General features: G+C 59.3%; 11 protein-coding genes and 4 pseudogenes. 11 read left to right on the top strand and 4 right to left on the bottom strand.

Annotation, left to right across the window (positions count from 1 at the left end; all coding sequences use genetic code 11):
- Positions 1 to 21: 21 nt before the first annotated feature.
- The 5 genes and pseudogenes from RX329_RS34570 to RX329_RS34550 all read left to right on the top strand — a co-directional run bounded on the left by RX329_RS34570 (position 22) and on the right by RX329_RS34550 (position 11,592).
- Positions 22 to 5,655, top strand: coding sequence for a cadherin-like domain-containing protein (locus RX329_RS34570; RefSeq protein ID WP_317244970.1), 5,634 nt, complete (start codon positions 22 to 24; stop codon positions 5,653 to 5,655).
- Between the two features lie 636 nt (positions 5,656 to 6,291).
- A complete protein-coding gene (locus tag RX329_RS34565; protein ID WP_317244969.1) occupies positions 6,292 to 6,702 on the top strand; it encodes a hypothetical protein in 411 nt (136 codons plus the stop codon).
- Positions 6,703 to 7,873: 1,171 nt separating this feature from the next.
- A complete protein-coding gene (locus RX329_RS34560) occupies positions 7,874 to 8,851 on the top strand; it encodes an acyltransferase (protein ID WP_317244968.1) in 978 nt (325 codons plus the stop codon).
- A gap of 349 nt (positions 8,852 to 9,200) precedes the next feature.
- Positions 9,201 to 10,163: pseudogene (locus tag RX329_RS34555) on the top strand (GDP-L-fucose synthase family protein).
- A gap of 109 nt (positions 10,164 to 10,272) precedes the next feature.
- Positions 10,273 to 11,592, top strand: coding sequence for a UDP-glucose/GDP-mannose dehydrogenase family protein (locus RX329_RS34550; protein WP_317244967.1), 1,320 nt, complete (start codon positions 10,273 to 10,275; stop codon positions 11,590 to 11,592).
- A gap of 1,617 nt (positions 11,593 to 13,209) precedes the next feature.
- On the opposite strand, the gene RX329_RS34545 is transcribed toward RX329_RS34550, so the two are convergent.
- Complete coding sequence (locus RX329_RS34545; RefSeq protein ID WP_317244966.1) at positions 13,210 to 13,410, bottom strand: hypothetical protein; 201 nt, start codon at positions 13,408 to 13,410, stop codon at positions 13,210 to 13,212.
- A gap of 577 nt (positions 13,411 to 13,987) precedes the next feature.
- Between RX329_RS34545 and RX329_RS34540 the strand changes: the two are divergent.
- Positions 13,988 to 14,225 (top strand): annotated as a pseudogene (locus RX329_RS34540) (cupin domain-containing protein); the annotation flags it as partial.
- A 108-nt stretch (positions 14,226 to 14,333) separates the two neighbouring features.
- On the opposite strand, the gene RX329_RS34535 reads toward RX329_RS34540, so the two are convergent.
- Positions 14,334 to 16,025, bottom strand: coding sequence for a hypothetical protein (locus RX329_RS34535; protein ID WP_317244965.1), 1,692 nt, complete (start codon positions 16,023 to 16,025; stop codon positions 14,334 to 14,336).
- Positions 16,026 to 16,513: 488 nt separating this feature from the next.
- Between RX329_RS34535 and RX329_RS34530 the strand changes: the two are divergent.
- The 5 genes and pseudogenes from RX329_RS34530 to RX329_RS34510 form a co-directional block, all read left to right on the top strand.
- A pseudogene (locus tag RX329_RS34530) lies at positions 16,514 to 16,728 on the top strand (GDP-mannose 4,6-dehydratase); the annotation flags it as partial.
- A gap of 1,017 nt (positions 16,729 to 17,745) precedes the next feature.
- Complete coding sequence (locus tag RX329_RS34525) at positions 17,746 to 19,062, top strand: ATP-grasp domain-containing protein (RefSeq protein WP_317244964.1); 1,317 nt, start codon at positions 17,746 to 17,748, stop codon at positions 19,060 to 19,062.
- The gene (locus RX329_RS34520; RefSeq protein ID WP_317244963.1) at positions 19,059 to 20,309 is read left to right on the top strand and encodes an NAD(P)-binding domain-containing protein; all 1,251 of its coding nucleotides are present in this window, start codon (positions 19,059 to 19,061) and stop codon (positions 20,307 to 20,309) included. Before RX329_RS34525 ends, RX329_RS34520 begins: the two co-directional genes overlap by 4 nt.
- 584 nt (positions 20,310 to 20,893) lie before the next feature.
- Positions 20,894 to 21,916: an NAD-dependent epimerase gene (locus RX329_RS34515; protein ID WP_317244962.1), complete on the top strand. Its 1,023-nt coding sequence runs from the start codon at positions 20,894 to 20,896 to the stop codon at positions 21,914 to 21,916.
- A gap of 39 nt (positions 21,917 to 21,955) precedes the next feature.
- Positions 21,956 to 22,840 (top strand): annotated as a pseudogene (locus tag RX329_RS34510) (aldose 1-epimerase family protein).
- A gap of 158 nt (positions 22,841 to 22,998) precedes the next feature.
- On the opposite strand, the gene RX329_RS34505 reads toward RX329_RS34510, so the two are convergent.
- Together RX329_RS34505 and RX329_RS34500 are read right to left on the bottom strand one after the other, a co-directional pair.
- Complete coding sequence (locus tag RX329_RS34505) at positions 22,999 to 23,424, bottom strand: hypothetical protein (protein ID WP_317244961.1); 426 nt, start codon at positions 23,422 to 23,424, stop codon at positions 22,999 to 23,001.
- Complete coding sequence (locus RX329_RS34500; protein ID WP_317244960.1) at positions 23,421 to 24,425, bottom strand: ERF family protein; 1,005 nt, start codon at positions 24,423 to 24,425, stop codon at positions 23,421 to 23,423. The genes RX329_RS34505 and RX329_RS34500 overlap by 4 nt, the downstream gene beginning before the upstream one ends.
- Between the last annotated feature and the right edge of the window lie 15 nt (positions 24,426 to 24,440).

Genomic DNA, 24,440 nt, shown 5'->3' with positions numbered 1-24,440 from the left:
TGATGAAAAGGGCAAGCAGTCATGGCAAAACATCCTAACTCATTGAGCGGCGCTTACACGAGTGTGCTGACTGGAACGTCTGGCTCCGACATTCTTTTTGGGAGCACCGGAAATGACCTCCTCACGGGAGGGGCCGGACGTGACACCTTCGTCGTCTCGAAAGGTTATGGTTCCGACACGATTGCGGATTTCGCTGCCGGAGTAGGCGGCGATGTATTGCGAGTTGCGAATTACGGCTTTTCAAGCTTTTCCGTTTTCAAAGCCGCTAGCAAGCAGGTGGGAACGGACGTCGTTGTAAAGTTGTCGAGCAGCGAAACGGTTACTCTTAAGAATGTGAAGTTGTCTGCACTTGTGGCGGACAACGTAACTTTCGACAGCTCGATTGCCACCAACGCTGCACCGGCGGCCAAATCTGTGACGCTGGCGGCGGGAACCGAGGACACCGGCTACTCCATCAGCGCGGCCACCCTGCTGGCGGGGGTCACGGACGTCGACAGCTCCTCGCTGTCGATTACCGCTGTGAGCATCGCAAGCGGCGGCGGCAGCCTGGTCAACAACGGCAACGGCACCTGGACCTACACCCCGGCTGCGAACTACAACGGCCCGGTCAGCTTCAACTACACCGCTTCTGACGGCGCGCTCACCGCAAGCTCGACGGCCAACCTGACATTGGCGGCGGTCAATGACGCACCGGCGGCCAAATCTGTGACGCTGGCGGCGGGAACCGAGGACACCAGCTACTCCATCAGCGCGGCCACCCTGCTGGCGGGGGTGACGGATGTCGACAGTTCCTCGTTGTCGATCAGCGCGGTGAGCATCGCAAGCGGCGGCGGCAGCCTGGTCAACAATGGCAACGGCACCTGGACCTACACCCCGGCTGCGAACTACAACGGCCCGGTCAGCTTCAACTACACCGCTTCTGACGGCGCGCTCACCGCGAGCTCGACGGCCAACCTGACATTGGCGGCGGTCAATGACGCACCGGCGGCCAAATCTGTGACGCTGGCGGCGGGAACCGAGGACGCCAGCTACTCCATCAGCGCGGCCACCCTGCTGGCGGGAGTGACGGATGTCGACAGCTCCTCGCTGTCGATCACCGCGGTGAGCATCGCAAGCGGCGGCGGCAGCCTGGTCATCAACGGCAACGGCACCTGGACCTACACCCCGGCTGCGAACTACAACGGCCCGGTCAGCTTCAACTACACCGCCTCTGACGGCGCGCTCACCGCAAGCTCGACGGCCAACCTGACATTGGCTGCGGTCAATGACGCACCGGTGGCCAAGCCTGTGACGCTGGCGGCGGGGACCGAGGATACCAGCTACTCCATCAGCGCGGCTACCCTGCTGGCGGGGGTGACGGATGTCGACAGCTCCTCGCTGTCGATCAGCGCGGTGAGCATCGCAAGCGGCGGCGGCAGCCTGGTCAACAATGGCAATGGCACCTGGACCTACACCCCGGCTGCGAACTACAACGGCCCGGTCAGCTTCAACTACACCGCCTCTGACGGCGCGCTCACCGCAAGCTCGACGGCCAACCTGACATTGGCTGCGGTCAATGACGCACCGGTGGCCAAGCCTGTGACGCTGGCGGCGGGGACCGAGGATACCAGCTACTCCATCAGCGCGGCTACCCTGCTGGCGGGGGTGACGGATGTCGACAGCTCCTCGCTGTCGATTACCGCGGTGAGCATCGCAAGCGGCGGCGGCAGCCTGGTCAACAACGGCAACGGCACCTGGACCTACACCCCGGCTGCGAACTACAACGGCCCGGTCAGCTTCAACTACACCGCTTCTGACGGCGCGCTCACCGCAAGCTCGACGGCCAACCTGACATTGGCGGCGGTCAATGACGCACCGGCGGCCAAATCTGTGACGCTGGCGGCGGGAACCGAGGACACCAGCTACTCCATCAGCGCGGCCACCCTGCTGGCGGGGGTGACGGATGTCGACAGTTCCTCGTTGTCGATCAGCGCGGTGAGCATCGCAAGCGGCGGCGGCAGCCTGGTCAACAATGGCAACGGCACCTGGACCTACACCCCGGCTGCGAACTACAACGGCCCGGTCAGCTTCAACTACACCGCTTCAGACGGCGCGCTCACCGCAAGCTCGACGGCCAACCTGACATTGGCGGCGGTCAATGACGCACCGGCGGCCAAATCTGTGACGCTGGCGGCGGGAACCGAGGACACCAGCTACTCCATCAGCGCGGCCACCCTGCTGGCGGGAGTGACGGATGTCGACAGCTCCTCGCTGTCGATCACCGCGGTGAGCATCGCAAGCGGCGGCGGCAGCCTGGTCATCAACGGCAACGGCACCTGGACCTACACCCCGGCTGCGAACTACAACGGCCCGGTCAGCTTCAACTACACCGCCTCTGACGGCGCGCTCACCGCAAGCTCGACGGCCAACCTGACATTGGCTGCGGTCAATGACGCACCGGTGGCCAAGCCTGTGACGCTGGCGGCGGGGACCGAGGATACCAGCTACTCCATCAGCGCGGCTACCCTGCTGGCGGGGGTGACGGATGTCGACAGCTCCTCGCTGTCGATCAGCGCGGTGAGCATCGCAAGCGGCGGCGGCAGCTTGGTCAACAATGGCAATGGCACCTGGACCTACACACCGGCTGCGAACTACAACGGCCCGGTCAGCTTCAACTACACCGCTTCTGACGGCGCGCTCACCGCAAGCTCGACGGCCAACCTGTCGCTTAGTCCGTCACAAGTATCTCAACTCGCGCCGGGCGGCATCCTCTTCGGCACCATCGGGAATGATGTACTCACCGGTAGCGGTGGTACCGACATGTTTGTTGTATCGAACGGGTATGGATCCGATACGATCAGTGACTTCGACGCTCGCACTGACCTCGTGCGAGTCCAGAACTATGGTTTTGCGACATTCGAGAGCTTCATAGCTGGCGCAAAGCAGGCCGGGGCGGATGTTGTTGTTGCACTGTCCGCAAGCGAGACGCTCACCTTCCAGAGCATAGCCCTTTCTTCTCTCACGGCGGCAAACCTGCTGCTCGATAATCCACTTGTGGCTAGTGCTGCGCCAAACACCGCGTGGACTACAATTGGAGCCGGCGGAACACTCCTAGGCGGTACGAACAATGACTCGCTTCAGGCAATGGGCGACGGCGTAACGTTGATCGGTGGGGCAGGCGATGACACCTACTTCATGTACAATCATGGTACTCAGGTGGTTGAGCTCGCCGGCCAGGGAACCGATACAATTATCACCGGCATGATCGACGGCTATAGTCTCGTCAACGCCCCAAATGTCGAAAATCTGAGGCTCGGCGATAAGTTTGATTCACCTGCCACGGGCAATGATCTGAACAATATCATTGTCGGTAACGCCGGAAAAAATTTGATCGATGGCGGGAAGGGTAACGATGTTCTGACCGGCGGCGCTGGCATCGATACATTCGTGATCCGAGCGGGTAATGGCAACGATGTTATCACTGATTTCCAAGCTGGGGCAGGCGGAGACGTTCTGCAGATTAACGGTACAAGCTTCAAAGCTTTCTCAGATGTCAAGCTGGCCATGCAGCAGGTCGGAACGGACGTGGTTCTGACGTTGGGGAATGGCGAGAAAGTGACGCTTGAGAATACCAAGCTAGAGAACCTTACTACGTCGAATATTAACTTGGTCAATCTTCCGACCGGCTTGGTGCAGACGTTTGGCGACGGTTTCAACTCGCTATCCGCCGGACAGGATCCTCATCTTACCTGGAAAACGAGTTATGCCTGGAGCGGTGTCGGAAGCTACACGCTTTCTGGCGAACAGCAGGTCTATGTTGATCCAAGTTTCACAGGTCTCCCGGGGACGCAGGCACCCGGTCCACTTGGCCTAAACCCGTTTTCGCTCCAGGACGGCCATCTTGTTATTACGGCAGCGCCGGTCCCTTCGACCGACGCGGCTTACGTCGCTAATCATCAGTTCTATTCAGGTGTGATTACGACCGAAAACAGCTTCGTGCAGACCTATGGTTACTTCGAGATGAAGGCTTCGTTGCCTGGCACCAAAGGGGCCTGGCCGGCTTTCTGGATGTTGCCGCTTAACACGCACGGGCTCGGCACGGAGCTGGATGTACTCGAAGCGCTCGGCCGGGATCCCGACCAGGCTCATTGGGGCTTCGTGTCTGCTACGACTTCCAACCAGGGCTATTGGGCCAATACCGCCGACCTAACCGCGGGCGACCACACTTTCGGTGTTGAATGGACGCCGTACACGCTCACCTACTTTGTCGATGGCGTGGAAGTTGGGCAAGTCGCAACCCCCTCAGATATGAACACAGCGATGTACATGATCGCCAATTTGGCAATGGGCGGAAGTTGGGCCGGCAATGCGGAAGCTACCGCCACGGCACAGATGAGCATCGATTACATCAAAGCCTACCAACTCGATGAGTATACGCTGGCAAAGTACGCGCTGAAAACCAGCGAAGCTCCAACATCAGTCATCGCTGGAACCGCGGGCGCAGATATCTTGACCGGAACGTCAGGCAGCGACCTGCTCGGCGGATCGGGCGGAGCCGATACCATGAATGGCGGCGCAGGTGACGACACATACCTCGTTACGGACCCCAATGCGAAGGTCGTCGAGAGCTACGGTGGGGGTGTTGACACGGTCATGTCTTCCGTGAGTAATAAATTGGCCGACTATGTTGAAAACCTAACTCTAATGGGCTCAGCGGCGATCAGCGGAACCGGAAACTCTCAGTCGAATATCATTGTAGGAAACGGTGCCGACAATCTTATCACGGGAGGTCTTGGTAACGACATACTGACAGGCGGCGGCGGGAGCGATACGTTCGTCATAAACTCGGGTGACGGATCCGACATCATCACCGACTTTGCAGCAGGCTCATCGGCAGGGCATGATGTCGTCCAACTCAACGGGTTTGCGTTTACCGCGTTCGGTGACATCACAGCGGCAATGACGCAGGTCGGCGAAGATGTATATTTCGCTTTAACTAGCCATGACAGCCTGGTCTTTCGCCACACTCTGCTGTCGGATTTCACTGGCGATAACTTCCAGCTGCCGGCGACTTTGCCGGTAGGAGGGACCATTACATCGTGGGTCAACGGGTCGACCAGCAGCCATACCGTTTATGGGACGGCGGCCAACGACAAGATCACTGCAGTGAACTCCGACGACACGCTTGTTGGGTGGACCGGAGACGATACATATGTGATCGGCAACCCGAACCAAAAGATCGCCGAAGAGGCTGGCGGCGGAATTGATAGTGTCGAAGCATGGTCGTCTTACACATTGCCCACTAACGTGGAAAACCTAACGTTAATGAAGGGTGGGCTCACCGGCGTCGGCAACGCGTCCGCCAACCGGATGGTGGGTTCAAGTGGGGGCGATGTTCTCAACGGAGCGGCTGGCGATGATTGGCTCTTCGGCGGTGCCGGCAATGACACATTTGTCATCGCGAAAGGAAGTGGTCACGATACCATCGCCGACTTCCACGTGTTTACCAGCACGACCGCAGAACAAGACAAACTGGTTTTGAAAGGGTATGACACCAGCGCCTATCTTACCAATACAGGTGACGAATGGAGTGTCCACTATGCCGGTGGAATCGACACCTTCCATATTGTCGGCGTAAACCAGCTTACATCATCCGACTACTTGTTTGTGTCCTAAGAATGCCGCTCGCGTGCTTAGCTATGATGTCCTGAACCGATGAGTTGTATGGCGAGGCTGGCCCCAACCAGGCGAACCAATGAGGGGTCCGTTCGCCGCGTGGCCAACGCCTACTCCGGAAGCATTCATTGTGCCTGAGACGCTGTAGGGGAGGGCTGTTTGATCGCTTGGATCGCGGCTCCGATCACAGTGAGCAGACTGTACTGGGAACCAGCTCGGTTGAGCCCTGGCGCCGTGAAGCCGCCGGTGGGTGCCTTGTCCGGGCTTTGAAGGGCCGCTCGAGGGGTATGTCGCCGCAGCGGCATGGCCTGTTGTTCCTGCAGCGGACGAGGCGCCGGAGGTTCTGGTCGCGGCCCAACTCCCACTGCCACTTGAACCACCGAGCGCTGATGCCAAGGAGAGTGTAACAATCGGCGCCCTGAAGAAGTCCGGGGGGTCTGTTCAATTCGCACGAGCCCGCGCCTTGGTCTCATTGCTTCAAGGAACGCTGCGAGCTCGGAAGTGAGTTGCGCATTTATTCGGCGACTACCGGTGTTAGCCATACGTTCACCAACTTATCGCCTTGCTAGTGCTCCCTTACCAAACGTTCAATCGCAACCTGCATGCTGACACGCACGTGTCAGAGGATGAACAACTATGCAAAGCTTGATCAGCGTATTGAGGGCGGGGTTGCTTGTTGCAGTTGTAGCAGGTCCAGCCAGCGCCACCCCCAATTGCCTCCGCGACAACAAGCCCTACAAACTTGCCGGTGATAGGATTGAGTGGACGATGAAGATCGCGCCGGGCGCGGACTGCATCCAAGGCCTACGTTGGTCAACAATGCAGATCTACAAGGTTGAAGTGGCAGAAGAGCCGAAGAGCGGCGAATTGGTTCTGGTGGGACCCGGCTTTCGCTATCATGCCAAGCCCGACTTCGCTGGCACGGATAAATTTTCCCTTGTCGTGGTGGGTAAGAACCGTCACGACGAGGGTAAATCGACAGTTGAGATCACAGTATCGAGACCAAGCTCAGCCATTGTTGTTAGCGCTGCCGCTGACTCCCAGTAAGCGCGGCGTCTAATATAGACACTCGGCAGAATGGGTAGGCGAATCTGGATTTTACTGTCCAGCTTGGGTGCGGACTATCGCACTGTCGGCAAGTTCATCTGCAGGCGTTGGATTTGTGGGTTTGTGGGCGTTGTTCTCTTCAGTCGATCGATTGGTTCGTTCTGGCCACATAAAGTGCGCGGTTTAGCTCGCGTGTTTGGCCACACCGAAGTGAGGCCTTCTTTGAAGACGCCGTCCCAAGGCGTTCGCCAAGCGAGCCGCTCCGTTACGCGCGTCAATCGGGACTGACCATCAGCCACAATAGCCGGCCGTACCAGCCTAGAACAATGCTGGTGGCAATCAGCGCACCAAAAATGGCGATGTAAACGAGACCGCGCGTCATGTCTGCCCCATAGCCAAATTAGCAGAAATCTCTCTCACCGAGCCCCTGATATTCACGCCTCGTCCGTTTCTGAAGGCAAGAGTTCGTGAGGTCAGCATTCACTCCCTCAGGGAGAGTGCGGACGAGCGGCCCAGCCGCACCAGCCCTCATCACAGCGACAATACGTCGCCGCTGACAGCGGCCTCATCCGCCGCACGTTCCAAGCCGAGGCGCAAACCTTCGCGCTGCCTTGGACTTCACGCCTACCGATCGCCAGAAAGAGGCGATTGACGAAAAGTATGCCACGTTCAAGGGGTAGAGCCTGTTGGCGATCCTAGGATATCTATTACTGCTTCAACATCGCCACTCGCGCAGGCCAGCGGCTGAATTGGCTTAATCCTGCCCTGTTCGCGATGCAAGATGCGCAAGCCCGACCTCGACCCTCAAAAGCCACGCTGCCGGAAACGGGACAACTACGAAATGGAACACTGGCTTCACGGCCTCGATCCACACGACCAAGGCGACGCAGAACAGTTCCAGCCTACACACGCAGAGTGATCGCAGAGTTTGAACGGTTTTTGCGCATTCGCGCTAGGTCTGAGCAGTTCTAGAGCCGCATGTTCATCCAGAAGTAAATTCCAGCGTAAGCGAGAAGGAACTAACGCTTTGATCAGAGTGCAATCGGGAGTGTTTCGCTTTGCGTAGACTCGTCACTTTGGACAGTTTGCGCGGTGGGCTCGCATTGTATGTCGTCTGCTATCATTTCCTGGCGACGTTTCCGATCCTGCGGGGTCGGTCGACAGCCATACTTTGCTGTTCTCACACGGCTCCTTCGCAGTCGATTGCTTTTTTGTCCTCAGCGGTTTTGTGATGATGTACGTCTATGGCAACCGATTCGGCCAGGGCCTTAGCAAAGCCGACTTGTTTGAGTTTTTTGTCGCTCGGTTTGCCCGGCTTTATCCAGTCCAGATAGCTACATTTGGGTTGCTGCTCAGCTGGTTCTTTGTCACGAAAGGGAGGCACGGAGAATGGGAATCCTTTCTGAACAGTGACGGAAGATACTCGTGGGAGGCGGCGGTCGCCAACCTCGTGTTCCTGCAGGGGCCCTGGATCGATCATCGGACATGGAATTATCCGTCTTGGTCGCTGAGCGCAGAGTGGCACGCCTACGTACTTTTCCCGCTGCTGGTCCCCGTTGTAAGGAGGCTCAATAACCTTGTTGTAGCGGTTGCAGTAGCGTCCGCGGTGCCGGTCGGTCTTTACTGTTGGTATCAGATCGAGGATATCGGAACTAACGGACTGATCTCTCTCTTGCGTGTCATTCCACTTTTTGTGATTGGAATGGTGGCGTATCGGTTGCGCGACCAGGAATGGACGGGGTCCACATCGATTGTGTTGTTGGGAACGGTGGGGACACTAGCGCTGCTGATTATACCGCGCGCTTGGATCTTGTTGCCAATTGCGGCTCCGACACTGTTATTTGCTGCCTTAAACGAGAACTGGTTTTCCAGATTGCTGCATGCTCGTATCCTCGTTTGGCTCGGCGAGCAGTCGTATTCGCTGTACATGATCCATGCTCTAATCCAGATTTTCACCACTTCGATCCTGCTTCCTAAGCTTGGTTTCGACTCAGCTTCAATTTCCCCGATGGTTGGCCTTTGGTGGGTCGCAGTGATGATAGTGGTGAGCCTCTTGGTCGCTGATCAGGTGCGAAGGTGGATCGAGGTACCAGCTCGGGAAGCCATTAAGCAGCGCGCCCGAGACAAATTCGTAGAGGCTATTATTTGATCGCGCCTTGGAAAGGTCCGGCGGTAGCTCGACTTGAGCGGAATGTAATCATGCACCGCCATTGACGGCCATATGCGGAGTTTAGGGACTTCTCAACGAGCCTGTCCGCTCCCCTCAGGGCAGCTGCTGAGATCGTCGCTTCCATGGGCGTTGCAACCCTTTCATGGCACCTTATAGAGCGCCGCCCTGTCGACTCAAGTCGACCTATTTCCTCCCCACCGGTCGATCTCCTCGTCGGTGACGCAAGCAAGGCGCGAGGTGCTCGGCTGGAAGCCGAAGCGGAGCTTTGCAGAGCTCGTCGCAGAGATGATGGCGAGCGATCCGGTGGACGCAAAACGGGACGCGGCGAGTGGCAAGCGCACCGTTTGGGCTGACAGGCAAGAGTGTCCGGCAGCGCTCGTGCGCCGGCGGGCGCGGGAGGATGTCAGGCTTCTCACCGTGGAGCGTCGCGAGGTCGATCTGTTCAACCAAGCCGCGGTGTTCGACTGGTTCGCGAGGACGCGGCCGCAGGTGATCTTCCTCGCCACGGCAAAGGTCGGCGGCGTCGTCGCCACAATACGCTACGCGCCGAGTTCATCTACGACATTCGCGATCGCGCGAACGTGATCCAGGCCGCGCATCGGAACGGCGCCGAGAAGCTGATGTTCTTGGGTTCCTCCTGCATCCACCCGAAGCTGGCGGCGCAGCCGTTGCGCGAAGATTGCGTGCTGACCGGCCCGCTCGAGCCGACCAACGAGCCCTATGCAATTGCAAAAATCGCCGGCATTAAGATGGCCGAGGCCTATCGCAGCCAGTATGGCAGCGACTTCATCAGCGTAATGCCGACCAATCTCTACGGCCCCGGCGACAATTATCACCCCGAAATGCGCCACGTGGTCGCGGCGCTGATCCGCCGCTTCCACGAGGCCAAGGTGTCGGGCGCGAAGAGTGTCATTGTGTGGGGCACCGGCACGCCCCGGCCCGAGTTCCTTTAGTCGACGACATGGCGGATGCCTGCGGGAAGATCTATTCAAGTGTCGAGCTGGTCAATATCGGCACTGGCGAAGATATCACGATCGCCGAGTTCGCACACGTGGTCGCCAAAATCGTGGCTTACAGCGGCGAGATCAGGTTCGATAGCTCGCGGCCTGACGGCACGCCGCGCAAGCTGCTCGACGTCAGCCGCCTCGCCAAGCTCGGCTGGCGCGCGACGACCTCGCTCGAGGACGGTTTGGAGCGTGCATATGAGGCGTATCTCGTCGCATATGTACAATGCAAAATGCATGTCGCGCGTAAGGAGTTGGCCGCAATGGCTGTCACGCGCGGCGGCTAAGTGTTTATTCGGTTGGCGAAGCAACCTGCTCTAATGTTGGGCGTGCGGCCGGATAGAGAAATGTCTAAGAAGCTCACTGAAACGTCCGTCTTCACGGAAAGAGGTTTTCATGCGCATTGCTATGATCGGCACGGGCTATGTGGGACTGGTGTCCGGAGCCTGCTTTGCGGATTTCGGCCACGACGTCATCTGCGTCGACAAGGACGAGAAGAAGATCGCGGCCCTTCATCGCGGCGAGATCCCGATCTACGAGCCTGGGCTCGACGAGCTGGTGGCGACCAACGTCAAGGCCAAGCGGCTGGAGTTCACCACCGATTTGTCCAAGCCGGTTGCGGATGCCGATGCTGTCTTCATCGCGGTCGGCACGCCGTCGCGCCGCGGCGACGGCCACGCTGATCTGTCCTACGTCTATGCCGCTGCGAAAGAGATCGCGCAATCGCTGTCCGGCTTCACCGTCGTCGTGACCAAATCGACCGTTCCGGTCGGCACCGGCGACGAGGTCGAGCGCATCATCCGCGAGACCAATCCCAAAGCGGACGTCGTCGTCGCCTCGAATCCCGAATTCCTGCGCGAGGGCGCGGCGATCCGCGACTTCAAATTCCCCGACCGCATCGTCGTCGGCACCTCCGACGAGCGCGGCCGCAAGGTGATGAGCGACATCTATCGGCCGCTGTCGCTGAACCAGGCGCCGCTGATGTTCACGGAACGCCGCACCGCCGAGATGATCAAATACGCCGCCAACGCCTTCCTCGCGACCAAGATCACCTTCATCAACGAGATCGCGGACCTCTCCGAAAAGGTCGGCGCCAACGTGCAGGAGGTCGCGCGCGGCATTGGCCTGGACAACCGCATCGGCACCAAATTCCTGCACGCCGGCCCCGGCTTCGGCGGCTCCTGCTTCCCAAAAGACACCAAGGCGCTGATCAAGATCGCGCAGGACTACGACGTGTCCTTGCGCATCGTCGAATCCGTGCTGGCGGTCAACGAGAACCGCAAGCGGGCGATGGCGCGAAAAGTGAGCCAGGCACTCGGCGGCTCGCTCCGCGGCAAGACCATCGCCGTGCTCGGCCTCACCTTCAAGCCCGACACCGACGACATGCGCGATGCGCCGTCGATCCCGCTGGTCACCGGCCTGATCGACATGGGCGCGAAGGTGAAGGCCTTCGATCCTGTCGGCATGGAGCAGGCGAAGACTGAGCTGCCCAGCATCACTTATTGTGAGGACGCTTATTCCTGCGCGGAAGGCGCCGATGCGATCGTGATCGTCACCGAATGGGTGCAGTTCCGTGCGCTCGACCTCGACCGGCTGAAGGCAACCATGGCGCAGCCCGTCATTGTCGACCTGCGCAACATCTACCGCCCCGAGGAGATGGCTGCGGCCGGCTTTGTCTATGAGAGTGTCGGTCGTTCGAGTAGGTCGCGCGACTAAATAGTTACCGCTCCGTCCAAGAGCGGAACGTGTTTGGCGCTGCACTTCCTCTCGCCCCTTTGTTGAATTTTATAGCCATTCCGCTCGGTTCTCGCAGCCTGGATCGCTAGCCATGACGCTCATACGATACGAGCGCCCAAGCAGTACTGACGAAATTTCGTTGCGGCGCTAAACAATGATGGCAGCAAGAAGGGCGTCGGTCGCCATCATGGGCGGTTTACCTTCCAAACGCGGACCCCCTGTAGCGCCCGCCAACTTGGCGAGCGTTCGCGATTTATAACAGTAGAAGAGGCGATCTATTTTCCGCCGATCGGTTGTTCAGGCGACCCAAGCCCGGAACCCGAACTGCCGATCGGCCGGCCGTTTGCGAGTGGCCCACGCCGACGCCAGGGGCGCTGACGGCACCGGCCGCGGGAGCGGCAGTCTTGTTTCCTGAAAGAGCATTGTTTTGCCCAGATGCGATGGTTGCCTGGGCCGGATTTTGAGAGTTGGCCGCGGGAGCCGATGTATTATTCGGAGTGGTCGGGACTGCGCGCTGCCCTTTATTGGGGGGGCGCGATGCCGCCTTGGGTGGCCGAGTTCGCGGCCGGCGCACCAGCGCTGAAGTAATTGGTGCTCTTGTTCGGCGTCGCCCGGGTTGCGCTAGGGTTCGAAACGGCTGAATTAGTATTGCCGACGGGCGAAGTTCCGGTCGTAGCGGTGGAACCTCCCCGGCTTGATCCCGCGCTTGCAGAGCCGCTTGCACCACCGGCGCCGCCGGCTCCGCCTCCGCCCCCTTGGGCGAGGGCAGTCGAACTAAGGGCGAGGCAAGTAAGCGCGACGACAAATGATCGCTTCATGGCGTCTCCCCTCCTGTGTTTCGAGGACAACCCGCTTCTGAAGGTGATAGTTCCTGAGGTCAGTGTCCGCTCTCTGGGCTAATCTCCGCTGCGCTCAGAGTCTTAAAGGGGAGAGTCCGTAGGCTTGACCGGAATATTCCAGGGCCTTTTGCCATTAGCATCACGATTCCACCACCGCTCTTTCGAACCAGCGGCCTCATCGATTTTATCCTTTGCGCGCGCGGCCTTAATCTGGTCTCGGATCGATGTGTCGGCCGGCGAAGTCTCGGGTGCTGGTATCTGAGCTGCGGCGGATGATGAGATGGCGAGTGATGCAACGATAAGAACGATTTTCATGACTTACGTTAGCATCTTCCGGCCTGGCCGTCCGATTTAGTTCATTCCAATTCAGGAGTGACGTGGGATGTTCAAAGAGCCATCTTGTGAGCGCCCCAAATATCAGGCGTCCAAGGTGCGTCAGGCCCAAACCCGACCCTCCTTACCTGTTCGCGGGCCAGGCATAGAGATCAGGTCTAAAGGAAATGTCGCCTACTTGTCTCAGTGTCGGAAGGATTAGCGGTGATTCGGATTCCATTGCCGTTGCACCTCGGGAAATAGGGCGTCGCCGAAGAGGTGATGTTTGGGCGCTTAAGGCTATGTCAAACCGAACCGCCATCATCCCTTACCATGACAGCGGCTTTAGCGAAAGGATCGTCATAAAGCTGGGGCGGTGAGGCCATACGTCGCCCGGTGGCGCATGATCTTGGTCGAGACCCGGGCCTAAGCCGATCGGCTTCGATCAAGCTGCCCTATCAAGACACTCGGCGTCGAGATCTGCGATGACATCCTCGAAAGCAGAGATTGTCTGCTGGATGGCAGCAATCTTCTGAAGCTCATCGTCGCCGATCGGGCCGATGCGACTCTGGAGCGCGACGACCATCTCACGGCGCCGCTCTTTCAGCTGAACAAGGGGCAAGCCATCGTCCGGTAGATATCTCATGAGTGCCTCACGGGTGAACGCTCAATCAACATACCGGAGACAGCTGAAAGGTGGTTCAAAAACCTCCATCGGACTTTATCGGTCTGATTTACTTGCCTCGGGAGTGCTCTCCGCTCAGTCGACGAAGCCTCTTGCGGCAGAAACGCGATGAGCTCTCATCTTTGTAGAGGACTATTCGCATCTGCCGCGCTCGGCGGCGAACAGCGCTAACCCGTCGGCCTAGGATCCTTCGCGCTTAGGGCGCTCACCTGTAAGGAGCAAAGCCACCTCCTCGGGCGTCCAATCGCCTTTCGTCCTTCAAAACCCATGCGCGTCCATACCCAGGCGTGCCCCACCTAAGATAATTCATTATTAACGGCTGCTAATCATCACATGGAGCCATGGTCCAAACCGGGCTGCAAGCTTCCCTGAGGGAAGCTGCCGCTCCGGTGAGGAGGATATTGGCGCTGGAATAAGTAAGCATCGCTTTTTTCAAGGGACTGAACCAGTTGCGCCGCGCTGGAGGTTGTTCGTCATACAGCTATGACAGATGATCAGCTTTGCAGTTAGTCTGCGATCGTTTTCGGCCTCAATGGCGTCATGGACGAGCCACCATCACCGCGCCGAGCACTGGATCGTGGTCCGCGGCGCCGCCCACCGTCAACGAGACCGTGAAGACGGTGCACGAGAACGAGTCGATCTACATTCCGATGGGCGCCGTCCACCGGATGGAGAATCCCGGCAAGATCATGCTGGAGCTGATCGAGGTCCAGACCGGCAGCTATCTCGGGGAAGACGACATCATCCGCATTGAAGACGACTATCTTCGCTCCTAAGTGGTGCTTGCATGCCTCGTTGCGGTATTTGCCTAAGCGTGTAGATCGCGTGGGCATTGCATCGTTGAAGCAGCAACGCCAGGTTGGCTTCATTGCGGAATTTCCTGGCTAATGACGGTCATGGTTCAGCCTCGCTGCGAAGCGGCACTCGAGCTGCTGCGGTCCGGTTAAAATTGAGTCGTATACCCAAGTGGCGCTATTCGACCCAGTTGACACGATCTGACCGGGCTCGATCCCACCGGCGTTACCAGCCAGATATTGATTCAGAAGCGCGAAGCCGTGACTTGCGAGGAACGCTGCGGGCGAGCCGTCTGCACGTGACGCCTCCGCCGCGGTGATCGTTACAGGGTTCAAACCGGCCCTCTCGGCGACCAAGTGCCCGATCTGACTGGACCAAGCAAAACTCTGGCCGGCCAGCCCCATGCTTGTGTGGGTCGCGGGCGTAAGCATCCCGCTATTCGCGATCGACTCGCCAAACTGGCTCCGCGATTCTTCATGGGCTCGACTTGCGTCGGTCGACGGATCGGTCACAGTAATCTGCGCCAGTGATGTTGGAATTGGCGCGGCCGCAGGAAGAGGATCCGCGATAGCGACCACTGGCGCGTGCGGGGAATCAGCGGTCACCGGTGCGGATTTGGATGTGGACTGTGCTGCAGACGTGAGTGTCGACCCTGGCGCGGATGTGGGTGGGTCGCCGAAATACTTCGCCCAAGCGGCGGCCTCTAGTGGCTTGTGGTCGGCGGAGCTTGTGAAGCGATATTGTCCACCGGAGTTCGAATCCCAGATGTTCACAAAGCTCACGCGGACCCCCGATTGGTGCAGCGTGTCCGCCAGCCACTTCACGAATGTCGGATTGTCGGTGAGACGCGCACCATCATGCGTGTTGCCCGCCCCGGTTTCGGCAATCGCGAACGGCTTGCCGGTTGATTTGGCGAGATCGATCAGCTGCTGAAGCGTGGTCGCATGGCCCACGCTGCCATCGAGCGACCATTGGTTGGCGGCCGGGTAGGTGTAGTAATGTTGAAGGTTCACTGGATCCGATGCCCATTGCTGGACGCTCGAATCGTAGACCGGGTGAGACGAATTGAGGACTTGCCCGCTCTTGTCCCAGTCATACAGGTGTGTCGGCGAACCGTAGGGAAAGACATCGCCATAGACGTCGGCGGCGATGATATCGACATACTGGTTCCCAGGGTAAGCAGTCTGGATGACGTTGCCGGCTTGGCTGTAGTTGACCACGCTTGGATTCCAGGCCACCTGGACGCTCACTCCCTCGGCCTTGCCCGCGGCGTGCAATATCGTGGAGATGTGCTGGAAAGCCTTGATCCAATCGCCCCGTGTCGCGGCGTCATTGCCGGCATAGGACGGCATGGTGTCGATGTTCATCTCCCAGCCGGGCCGCCAAATCTGTGTCGCGAAGCCGTGGTCAGCCCAAGCCTTCACCATGCCTTTCAGAACGGAATCGTATTTTCCGGCCGCGAAATCCCTGTAGAATTGATCGGGAGTTTCCGAGCCTGACGCCGTCGAACTCATCGGCAATCCGATTACCGGGGTCACACTCTTAAGCACGGGCGACTGGGCCATTGAGGCTGCATTCCAACTCGCCTGACCAACCCAACCGGAGACGGGCAGGCGCTGATCGCTATATTGGTCGAGGAATTGCGGCTTCGTTTTCATTAAGTCCGAGAAGGCGTTGAAGTTTGTTTCGAAACTCGCCTCCTCACCCATATCATAGTAGTTTGGGTTGCCGACAAAGACGCCGAGCGGAAACGGCGTGGCACCGGTTGAGTTCTGAACCATCTGCTTGCTCCCCTACTTTTGATTCGTTCTAAGCAGCAAATGCGGGTTTCTGATGTCGTCGCTCGACGTATCTTCGTCGCGACTCTGCCCCGTATCGGCCGGCCTAAATTGCGAAAACGCAATTGGCTACGTCGTGGAGAACTCGAGCACGTGCCAACCCCGCCGGTCTTGGGGTTGATTGTGGTGCCCTGGACTGGAGCTTCCATGCTTGGTCAGGCATTTACCTACGATCGCAACTCCCTTAGCCAGCGAGGGTGGATCTCGGCAAGAACGGCCTTGATGATCAGTTCTGTAATTTGCATTTCCATGATCCTGCTCGCCTCGCCCGCTTCGTCGAATGCCACGGGATGTGATCGCCGTATCGGACGCATGCCCGTCGTCCGGAAAGGCCCGTTTTGTGCCATTTTCCGTTGCCGCCGAGCTTGTCAGGGATAGCGAACGTCGGATATCCCGCCAGACTTCGTTGACCTCTGACAAGGGGCACAACCATGCGTGAGCGGATCGCTGTCATCACCGGCATTACCGGGCAGGACGGCGTCTATCTCGCCGAATATCTGCTGTCGCTCGGCTATGTCGTGCACGGCATCAAGCGGCGCTCGTCCTCGTTCAACACCGCGCGTGTCGACCATCTCTACCACGACCCTCATGTCGCAACGTGCCGTTCCTGATGCATTATGGCGACATGACGGATCGCTCGAGGATGGGCTGAAGCTCGCATATGAAGCGGTCAAGGGCGTTGGCGGCCTTCAATGAACGTTGCTAGGATCTCACGATCCGTAGATGTGGGGCGGGCGGCGGCTTGCCGTGCAACGAATGCTATCGCCGCTGCGGCGATTGCCGGGACGTGGTTAGCTGGCCGATATCAAAATCGTCGGACCTGAGCGTCAATATTCCTGTGTTTGGGTCATAGTGCCTCAAAACTCGAATATCCTTCGGCTAACTGGTGCGAGGTCCGGCGTTTGCTTTAGTTAAAATGCTGAGGTTCGCCGTTCGATTCTGAGGCGCCTTGCATCAACTATTTCACGAAATGTCCGCAGTTCTTATCCCACGAAGTGGCTAGGGATTATTCGGTTCGCAACTTGCCCCAATGTTGGGCGTGCGGTCGATAGAGAAATGCTCTACGGTGTTGAGTGGAACATCCGTCGTCAACGGAAGGAGTCTCTCATGCGCAGGGCCCGAATCTGGTGCGGAGACGTACTTTCGTCGGTGCCGATAACGCTACATTTCCTGGCCTGTTAACGGCAGCATCCCCGTGAATTTCAGCGCGGCAAGGCTGATACGACGTCGCCTTAACGAGATGCTCCGTAGCTCTACGGTCACATTCCCTCTTCGAGCGCAAACGGAAGGATGCCGCCCCTTCGATGACCTTCACTCGGCGCCCCCAATTGACCGCTTCGCAGGGTCTCGACTCGCGAGCTTGCGCGCGGCCGAGGGGCCGAACGGCGGCCGTGGTAACCCGGCAGCTGCCATCCGGGGCCGGATTGTCGACGATCCGTCGGCTGCACACCAGGCTCGGCATTCACCTAATCTCGCATCGGCTTACATTGAACATTTACGTTAATCACAAACTCGAATAGACGCTGATTAAGCGGCGATCATATCATCGCCGCCTTGGACCGTGCTGTTCGATCGCGCGACCGCAACTTGGATGTCCGACGGGCCGCCGGGCTTTCTGAGGACCGCCTGATCGTGCGTCTAATCGATTTTGAAGATTAGTATAGTGTGCATTTCGAACAAAGATCTCTCAGTGCTTCTAGCGTCTGCTTCGTTTGGTGGAACGATCGCTGCTGTCCGCCATCTCGTGAACAACAACATTGACGTCGGCGTCCTATCAAGCCAACGCCTTGACGCGGCGGCATGGTCCCGTCACGCGGCACGCGTCTATTCCGCACCGCCGGAAAGCAAGGTCCAGCCGTTTCTTGAGCGGCTTGTTGCGATTGGTGCGGCCGATCAAGGCAAGATATTGCTACCGACGTCGGACGAAACTGCCTGGATGTATACAGAAAACGCTGCACTTCTGGCTCGGGATTTTTGTCTGTACCAACCATCCAGTGCGACCATGCAGCGCGTTCTTGAAAAGAAGCTTCTTGCGGACGCTGCGATCAATGCCGGCCTCACAGTGTTGCCGAGCTGGAATCCGCGAAACATCGATGATGTCGCCAAGTTATCGCCAGACCTACCTTATCCAATCCTCATAAAGCCGCGCACTCATGTTCACCGCCTAAGAAGCGACAAGGGGATAGTGGCGTACTCAAGGACCGAGCTGTTGAGCAAATATCAACGGTTTGTTCAGCGCGAGCGGGTCCGGGCAGCTGATAACCCACTTTTCGCGGATTCCCACTTGCCCATTCTGCAACAATTTGTCCGAGTAGGGAACGAGGGTGTGCATTCGGTAACAGGATTCATCGACCGGACGGGAGAGCTATTCGTTACCCGTAGCGCAACCAAGGTGTTGCAGCGATCGCAGCCCATGGGAGTTGGTCTCTGCTTTGAATCGCTGCCACCAGCCCCGGCGCTTTCCGATGCAGTTCGCCGGCTTTGTCGTGAGTTGGAATATTTCGGCATCTTCGAGGTCGAGTTTGTTATGTCTAATGGACGTTGGGCGGTCATAGACTTTAACCCACGCCTGTTTAATCAAATCGGGATGGACATACGACGAGGTATGCCGCTTCCGTTCCTTGCGTGCCTTGGCGCTGTTGGGGACACCACGTCCTTGCGCGAAGCGGTCGGGAAGGCGCAGGTGCAGGATAATGAGCAAATTGTCTTTTGCGATAGGTCTGCCCTGCGCGCATTCCTTTTCGCCCAGACTATCACAAGGCGAATGTCGCATAAGGATCGCAGGCATTGGCATGCATGGCTTAAAAAGCACGCGGCCGAGACGGTCGATTACGCCGCCGACGGCAGCGATCCGATTCCTTGGGTCATCCATTCGCTCGCGCAAATCTATCTGGGCCTCAAGGCTTTACCACGATTCCTGCGCTTGACCCCGCTAGATTCGGCTTGGACGCCACAGCCAGCCATCCAGGAATTGCCATGAGCCGGGTCGCCGTCGCGATCATCGGAGCCGGTCCCTATGGACTTTCACTCGCCGCACATCTCTTGGCGCGTAAGGTCGAAAGCCGCATTTTCGGACATCCGATGCGATTCTGGTCGGATATCGCCGAGGCCGGCGGCGAGCGCTATCTGAAATCCTTCTGTTTTGGCACCAATCTTTCTACTCCGGCGCCCGGCTATTCCTTTGCTGATTACAGTGAGCCCCGCGGACTTGAGACTTTCGAGCCATGCTCGATCGCGAATTTCACGCAGTACGGGCGCTGGTTTCAGCAACACAATGTGCCTTGGGTCGAGCCTGTCGAGGTTGAGAACGTTGATCGGCAGGGTAATGGTTTTGTTATCTCTCTGTCGGACGGAGAACGATTCGTCGCGGATCGGGTAGTAGTTGCAACCGGGTTGTCAGGCTTTGCGTATGTTCCGCCCGCGCTCGCATCCCTGCCGCCGGATCTTGCAGTCCATACGTCCGGGGTTAAGAGCTTCGCTGCGTTCACAGGGCGCGATGTTGCCGTGATTGGGGCAGGTCAGTCAGCTCTCGAAGCGGCTGCCTTGCTGTGCGAAGCTGGTGCGCGGCCGCAGCTTCTCGTACGCGAGAGTTCAGTTCGGTGGCATGATCGCTCCTCACTCGAACCTAGTCTTTGGGAGCGCCTGCGCTGGCCTATCTCAGGGCTGGGCCGCGGGCTAAAAGCCAAGGCACTTACCCAATTTCCGGGCGCGATGCATCGAGTGCCCGCCAAATGGCGAACTCAGTTCGTTAATGACCACCTGCCAGCAGAGGGGGCATGGTGGCTCCGCCCCCGAGTTGAAACTCGGTTGCCCATCCATCTCGGAGTAGCTGTGGTCAATGCGCGCGAGGTGTCCGGGCGTGTGGCGCTGGAGCTGCGCTTTGCAACTGATGCAGGTGAACGTCGGCTGGTGGTTGACCATGTCATCGCCGGTAGCGGCTACGATATCGATGTTGCAAGTCTGACGTTCATCTCTGAGCATCTTAGGTGTGCGATCCAACGTCTCGGGCGGGCGCCAAAACTGAACGCCAGCTTCGAAGCATCGGTATCGGGACTTCACTTTGTTGGTCCTTCGTCAGCGATGAGCTTCGGGCCGCTCTTTCGCTTCGTCATAGGTGCCGAATACAGCGCGCGAGTTGTTTCGGGCTGTCTGTCGGCGCGGGCCGGCCTCCTTGCTGGCCAACAATGGGGTTACTGGCGTCCGGCGCCCGCATCCCGCCCAGAGTGATCTTCAACGGCCGCATCGGATAGGCGCGCTGCTTGTCGGTGGACGTGGCTGCCAGGGGCTGTCAAAGCGCCTTTGCAATCACCCTCCCAATCTGAGTTCCGCGGAGCACCTCGTCTTCGCGCGTCGCAAGTGTGGAAAACGCTGTGTCCGCCACGTCGAGTCCGGCTTCGTCGGCTATGTAGATCACAACCAAGGCGAGGCGACAGTGCCGGCTTCGGTCGGCGGCATCCCGCCTGCAACTGGCCGCTTCAGCCTGGAAGACCCAAGGAAAGCTACGCGCTGACCTTTGCGAACGAGGAATCGTTTCCGGTTCGTCGTCTCGATGGCGGGCTGTTGTGCGGCAGCGCAGCAGAGCCCGATCAGCGGCAAGGTGCTTTCCTTATCTAAATCCCCCGTTCACCGGTGACGCCGCCGTCTTAGTTGCATCATAGTTCCTCCGGCACGCGGTCGGACATCGCGCTTCCACCAGACCTTACGCGGTTCGCCGCTCCTGCCGTGATAAGGGTGCTATATTGATAAATTCTGTGCTGTCGCTGTTCTAGCTCAGCGGGTACGCTCCCGCGGCTTCAAAGCGGAAAAGGTGAATGCAAAAGGCCCAACCTCCCGCAATCCTGGTGACCGGCGCCGCCGGTTTCATTGGCTTCCATGTCGCACAGATCCTGCTGCAGGCGGGCGTGCCCGTGATCGGGCTCGATAATCTCAACACCTACTATGATCCCGCGCTGAAGCTCGCGCGGCTCGACCTTCTCAAGAACGACCCGAGATTTTCATTTGTGAAGCTCGATCTCGCTGATCGGGCCGGCATGAGCGAACTGTTCGAGACCTATCGCTTCGAGAAGGTGGTGCATCTCGCAGCGCAAGCCGGCGTGCGCTATTCGGTCGACAATCCGCGGGCCTATGTCGATTCCAATCTTGAAGGCTTCATGAACGTGCTCGAGGGTTGTCGGCACAACGGCTGCAAGCACTTGCTGTTCGCCTCGTCATCGTCAGTCTACGGCGCCAATACCAAAATGCCGTTTTCCGTCCACGACAATGTCGACCATCCCGTCAGCCTGTACGCTGCAACGAAGAAGTCCAACGAGCTGATGGCCCATGCCTACAGCCATCTCTATCGCTTGCCGGCGACCGGCTTGAGGTTCTTCACGGTCTACGGTCCCTGGGGCCGGCCCGACATGGCAATATTCGGCTTCACCAAGGCGATCTCCGAGGGGCGGCCGATTAAGCTGTTCAATGGCGGCGATATGCGCCGCGATTTCACCTATGTCGACGACGTCGCTACGGCCGTCGTCAAGCTGCTCGACCATCCTCCGCAAGGCATCGCCAAGGCGGCCGACGCCGCACCCGATCCGGGCGCGAGCGCCGCGCCCTGGCGCGTCTTCAACATCGGGAACAACCAGCCCGAGGAGTTGAACAAGATCGTGGCCCTGCTGGAGAAGGAGTTGGGCCGGATTGCGACGAAGGAACTGCTTCCGATGCAGCCCGGCGACGTCTATGCCACCTATGCCGACGTCGATGATCTCGCGCGCGAGATCGATTTCCGGCCCTCGACCTCGATTGAGGACGGCATCGCGCGCTTCGTGTCGTGGTATCGGGCCTATCACACCTAGGGACCGTCTTTTGCCCAAGCTTACCCGAGATAATGGGTTATGACTGACGACACCCACACGATCCGAAGCTGCGGACTCACCGCGACCATCAAGGCCCAGGGGGGCCGAACTGTGCTCGCTCAAAGATGCTGCCGGCTTCGAATTCATCTGGCAGGCGGGCCCAGTCTGGCCACGCCATGCGCCGCTGCTGTTTCCGATCATCGGGCATCTCGCCAATGACGAGTTGCGGCGGGGGGCCGGACGTACCGGATGCCCAGCACGGTTTTGCGCGCGACAGCCGCTTTGCCTGGGCGGAACGTGGCGAGAATAGTTGCGCGCTGGTGCTTGACGACAGAGAAGCGGCACGCGCTCTATCAGTTCGCGTTCCGGCTGGTCGTGACCTACACACTCGAGGAAGCCGGTCTCGATGTGGCGCTCAGAATCGTCAACACAGGCGAGGAGACGTTGCCGGCTTCGGTCGGCGGCCATCCCGCTTTCAACTGGCCGCTTCAGCCCGGGAGACCGAAGGAAAGCTACGCGCTGACCTTTGCCAACGAGGAGTCCTTTCCGGTACGTCGTCTTCACGGCGGGCTATTGCGTGGGGCAACGGAGCCGAGCCCAGTCAAAGGCGCGGTGCTTCCCCTGTCCGAATCCCTGTTCACCGACGACGTCGTGATCTTCGATCGCATCAACAGCAGTTCTGTCCGCTATGCGGCTGGGCAGGGGCCGTGGCTGGAAATGTCGTGGTCCGGCTTTCGCGAGCTCGGTATCTGCTCAAAGCCGTCAGGCGCCCCGTTCTTATGCATCGAGCCGTGGCGGGGTTATGCCAGCCCCGCGACCTTCGACGGCGAGTTCAGCGACAAGCCGGGTTTGATGCATATTGCGCCAGGCGGGGAGGAGACGCTTTCGCTTCGGGTTGTGGTCGGCCCGGGAGCGCCAGTTTGATCTCTCAGCGCCGCAAACCTGCTGGTCCAGCCGCGAGGCGCACGTTTCGAATTTCGCGAAGCAGCAGCAATGCGTTTGGTTTGTGCGGCATTGAGCAGACCTTCGAACAGCACGACCATCTCGCGCGCCTGCACATAGGCGTCGGTGCTGATGGCAAGCTAATCGAAGCCATGGGCAGCAAGGCGCGTGTCGGTTTCGGTTCTCGCAACAGGATCAATCCGCCAGCTCAGGGCGTTTTGCAGCGTGTAGTACTCCGCCTCGTCTTGCCATTCGGGTCCCATTCCAACCAAGTCAATGCGCCGTAACGCGGCCTCAATTGCTTTTTGGCGATAGCTCTCAAGAAGCTTGTGGCGTAACACGCGATAGCGTTGGATCTCCCAGGACAGTTCGGCGACATCGATGGCGAGCAGCCATTCAATGACGGATCGCGGCGCGAGGTCAGCGAAGATCGCCTGCCGCAGCATCTGGTAGTGCTCGAGGCGCTCGCCCGGCAGCAGCAATGACGATGCCGTTAAGGCCTCAAATTCGACCGGCAGCGCAGTCGCCTTGAGCTGGTGCGCGCTCGGGAATGGCGTGTTCATCATGGTGAGGCCTCCGGACCAAGATGCGTGGAGGAAGTCACGATCGCGATTGCGGCGGTGGTTTGATCGTGGACCGGACTTGCCGCCCACAGCTCTTGCGCGATGGGCAGCGGCGAGATCTGTAGGTTGGACCACCAAGCGCGCTCGTTACCTTCCCGGTGCAGCTCCTGGTGATGAGCGCGGCATAGTGGCACGGTGAACTCGTCGTCGACCTTGCGGCCGAGAGCTCTGGGTTGAGCGAACTTCAGATGGTGGGCATCGCACGGGGTTTGCTGGCAAACCAGGCAAGGCTGCCCGCAGACGAATAGCAGGTGCGCCTTGCTGCGCTTGCGGGGCGGCTCCTTGGGATGGGCCAGTCCAGGCTCCTGCGCGGGCAGAGCCGGCTGCAGCGCGGCATCTGTCGCTGCCGGGAGCGGCTCTGCCGGCAGGCCTGGCTCGCCGTTTGCGGCGGGCGCGTGTTCGCCCGTGCTGGGCTTGGCCCGGCCGGCCTCCTCCAGGCGGGTCTGGTAGGCAGCCTCGACGACCCGGGCGTCCGCCGCCAGCAGGGTGTTCTTGAGCGGCAGGCTGGCCTTGGCCCAGGCGAGCAGGCCATCGCCATCGTGCAGGGCTGCGAGCTGGCGCAACAGCCCCTCCCGGAGCTCCGCAGACTCTGGCGGCCTCAGCACGGGTGCGCGGTTGAGAACACCCTTGGCGGGCTTGGCTTTCGCGCCAGAGGCGGGGTGCGCCGCGACCGGCGGGCCGGCCACCGCGTCGGGCGCGTCCAGATCATCGTCGCCGGTGATCCCGACCAGCGCGAACAGCGTATAGCGCCGGGCATAGGTCCGCGCCGCCCCCATGCGGTGCGGCGCCTCGACGTCCTTGAGTGCGCAGACTGGCCAGTCCGAGGAGATCCATTCGCCGGAGGCATGGGCGAGCAGGGTGGTGAGCTGAATGATGCCGGTGGCGGTCTCGACCCGGGTGGTCTGGATGGTGGCGATTTCCTGCTGGCCTAAGGTCTTGCGCACGATGTCGAGGCCCGA

Source organism: Bradyrhizobium sp. BWC-3-1 (genome assembly GCF_032917965.1).
Taxonomy (GTDB): Bacteria; Pseudomonadota; Alphaproteobacteria; order Rhizobiales; family Xanthobacteraceae; genus Bradyrhizobium; species Bradyrhizobium canariense_D.
The sequence above is the reverse complement of the archived record's forward strand: the minus strand, read 5'-3'. Positions and strand labels throughout refer to the sequence as shown.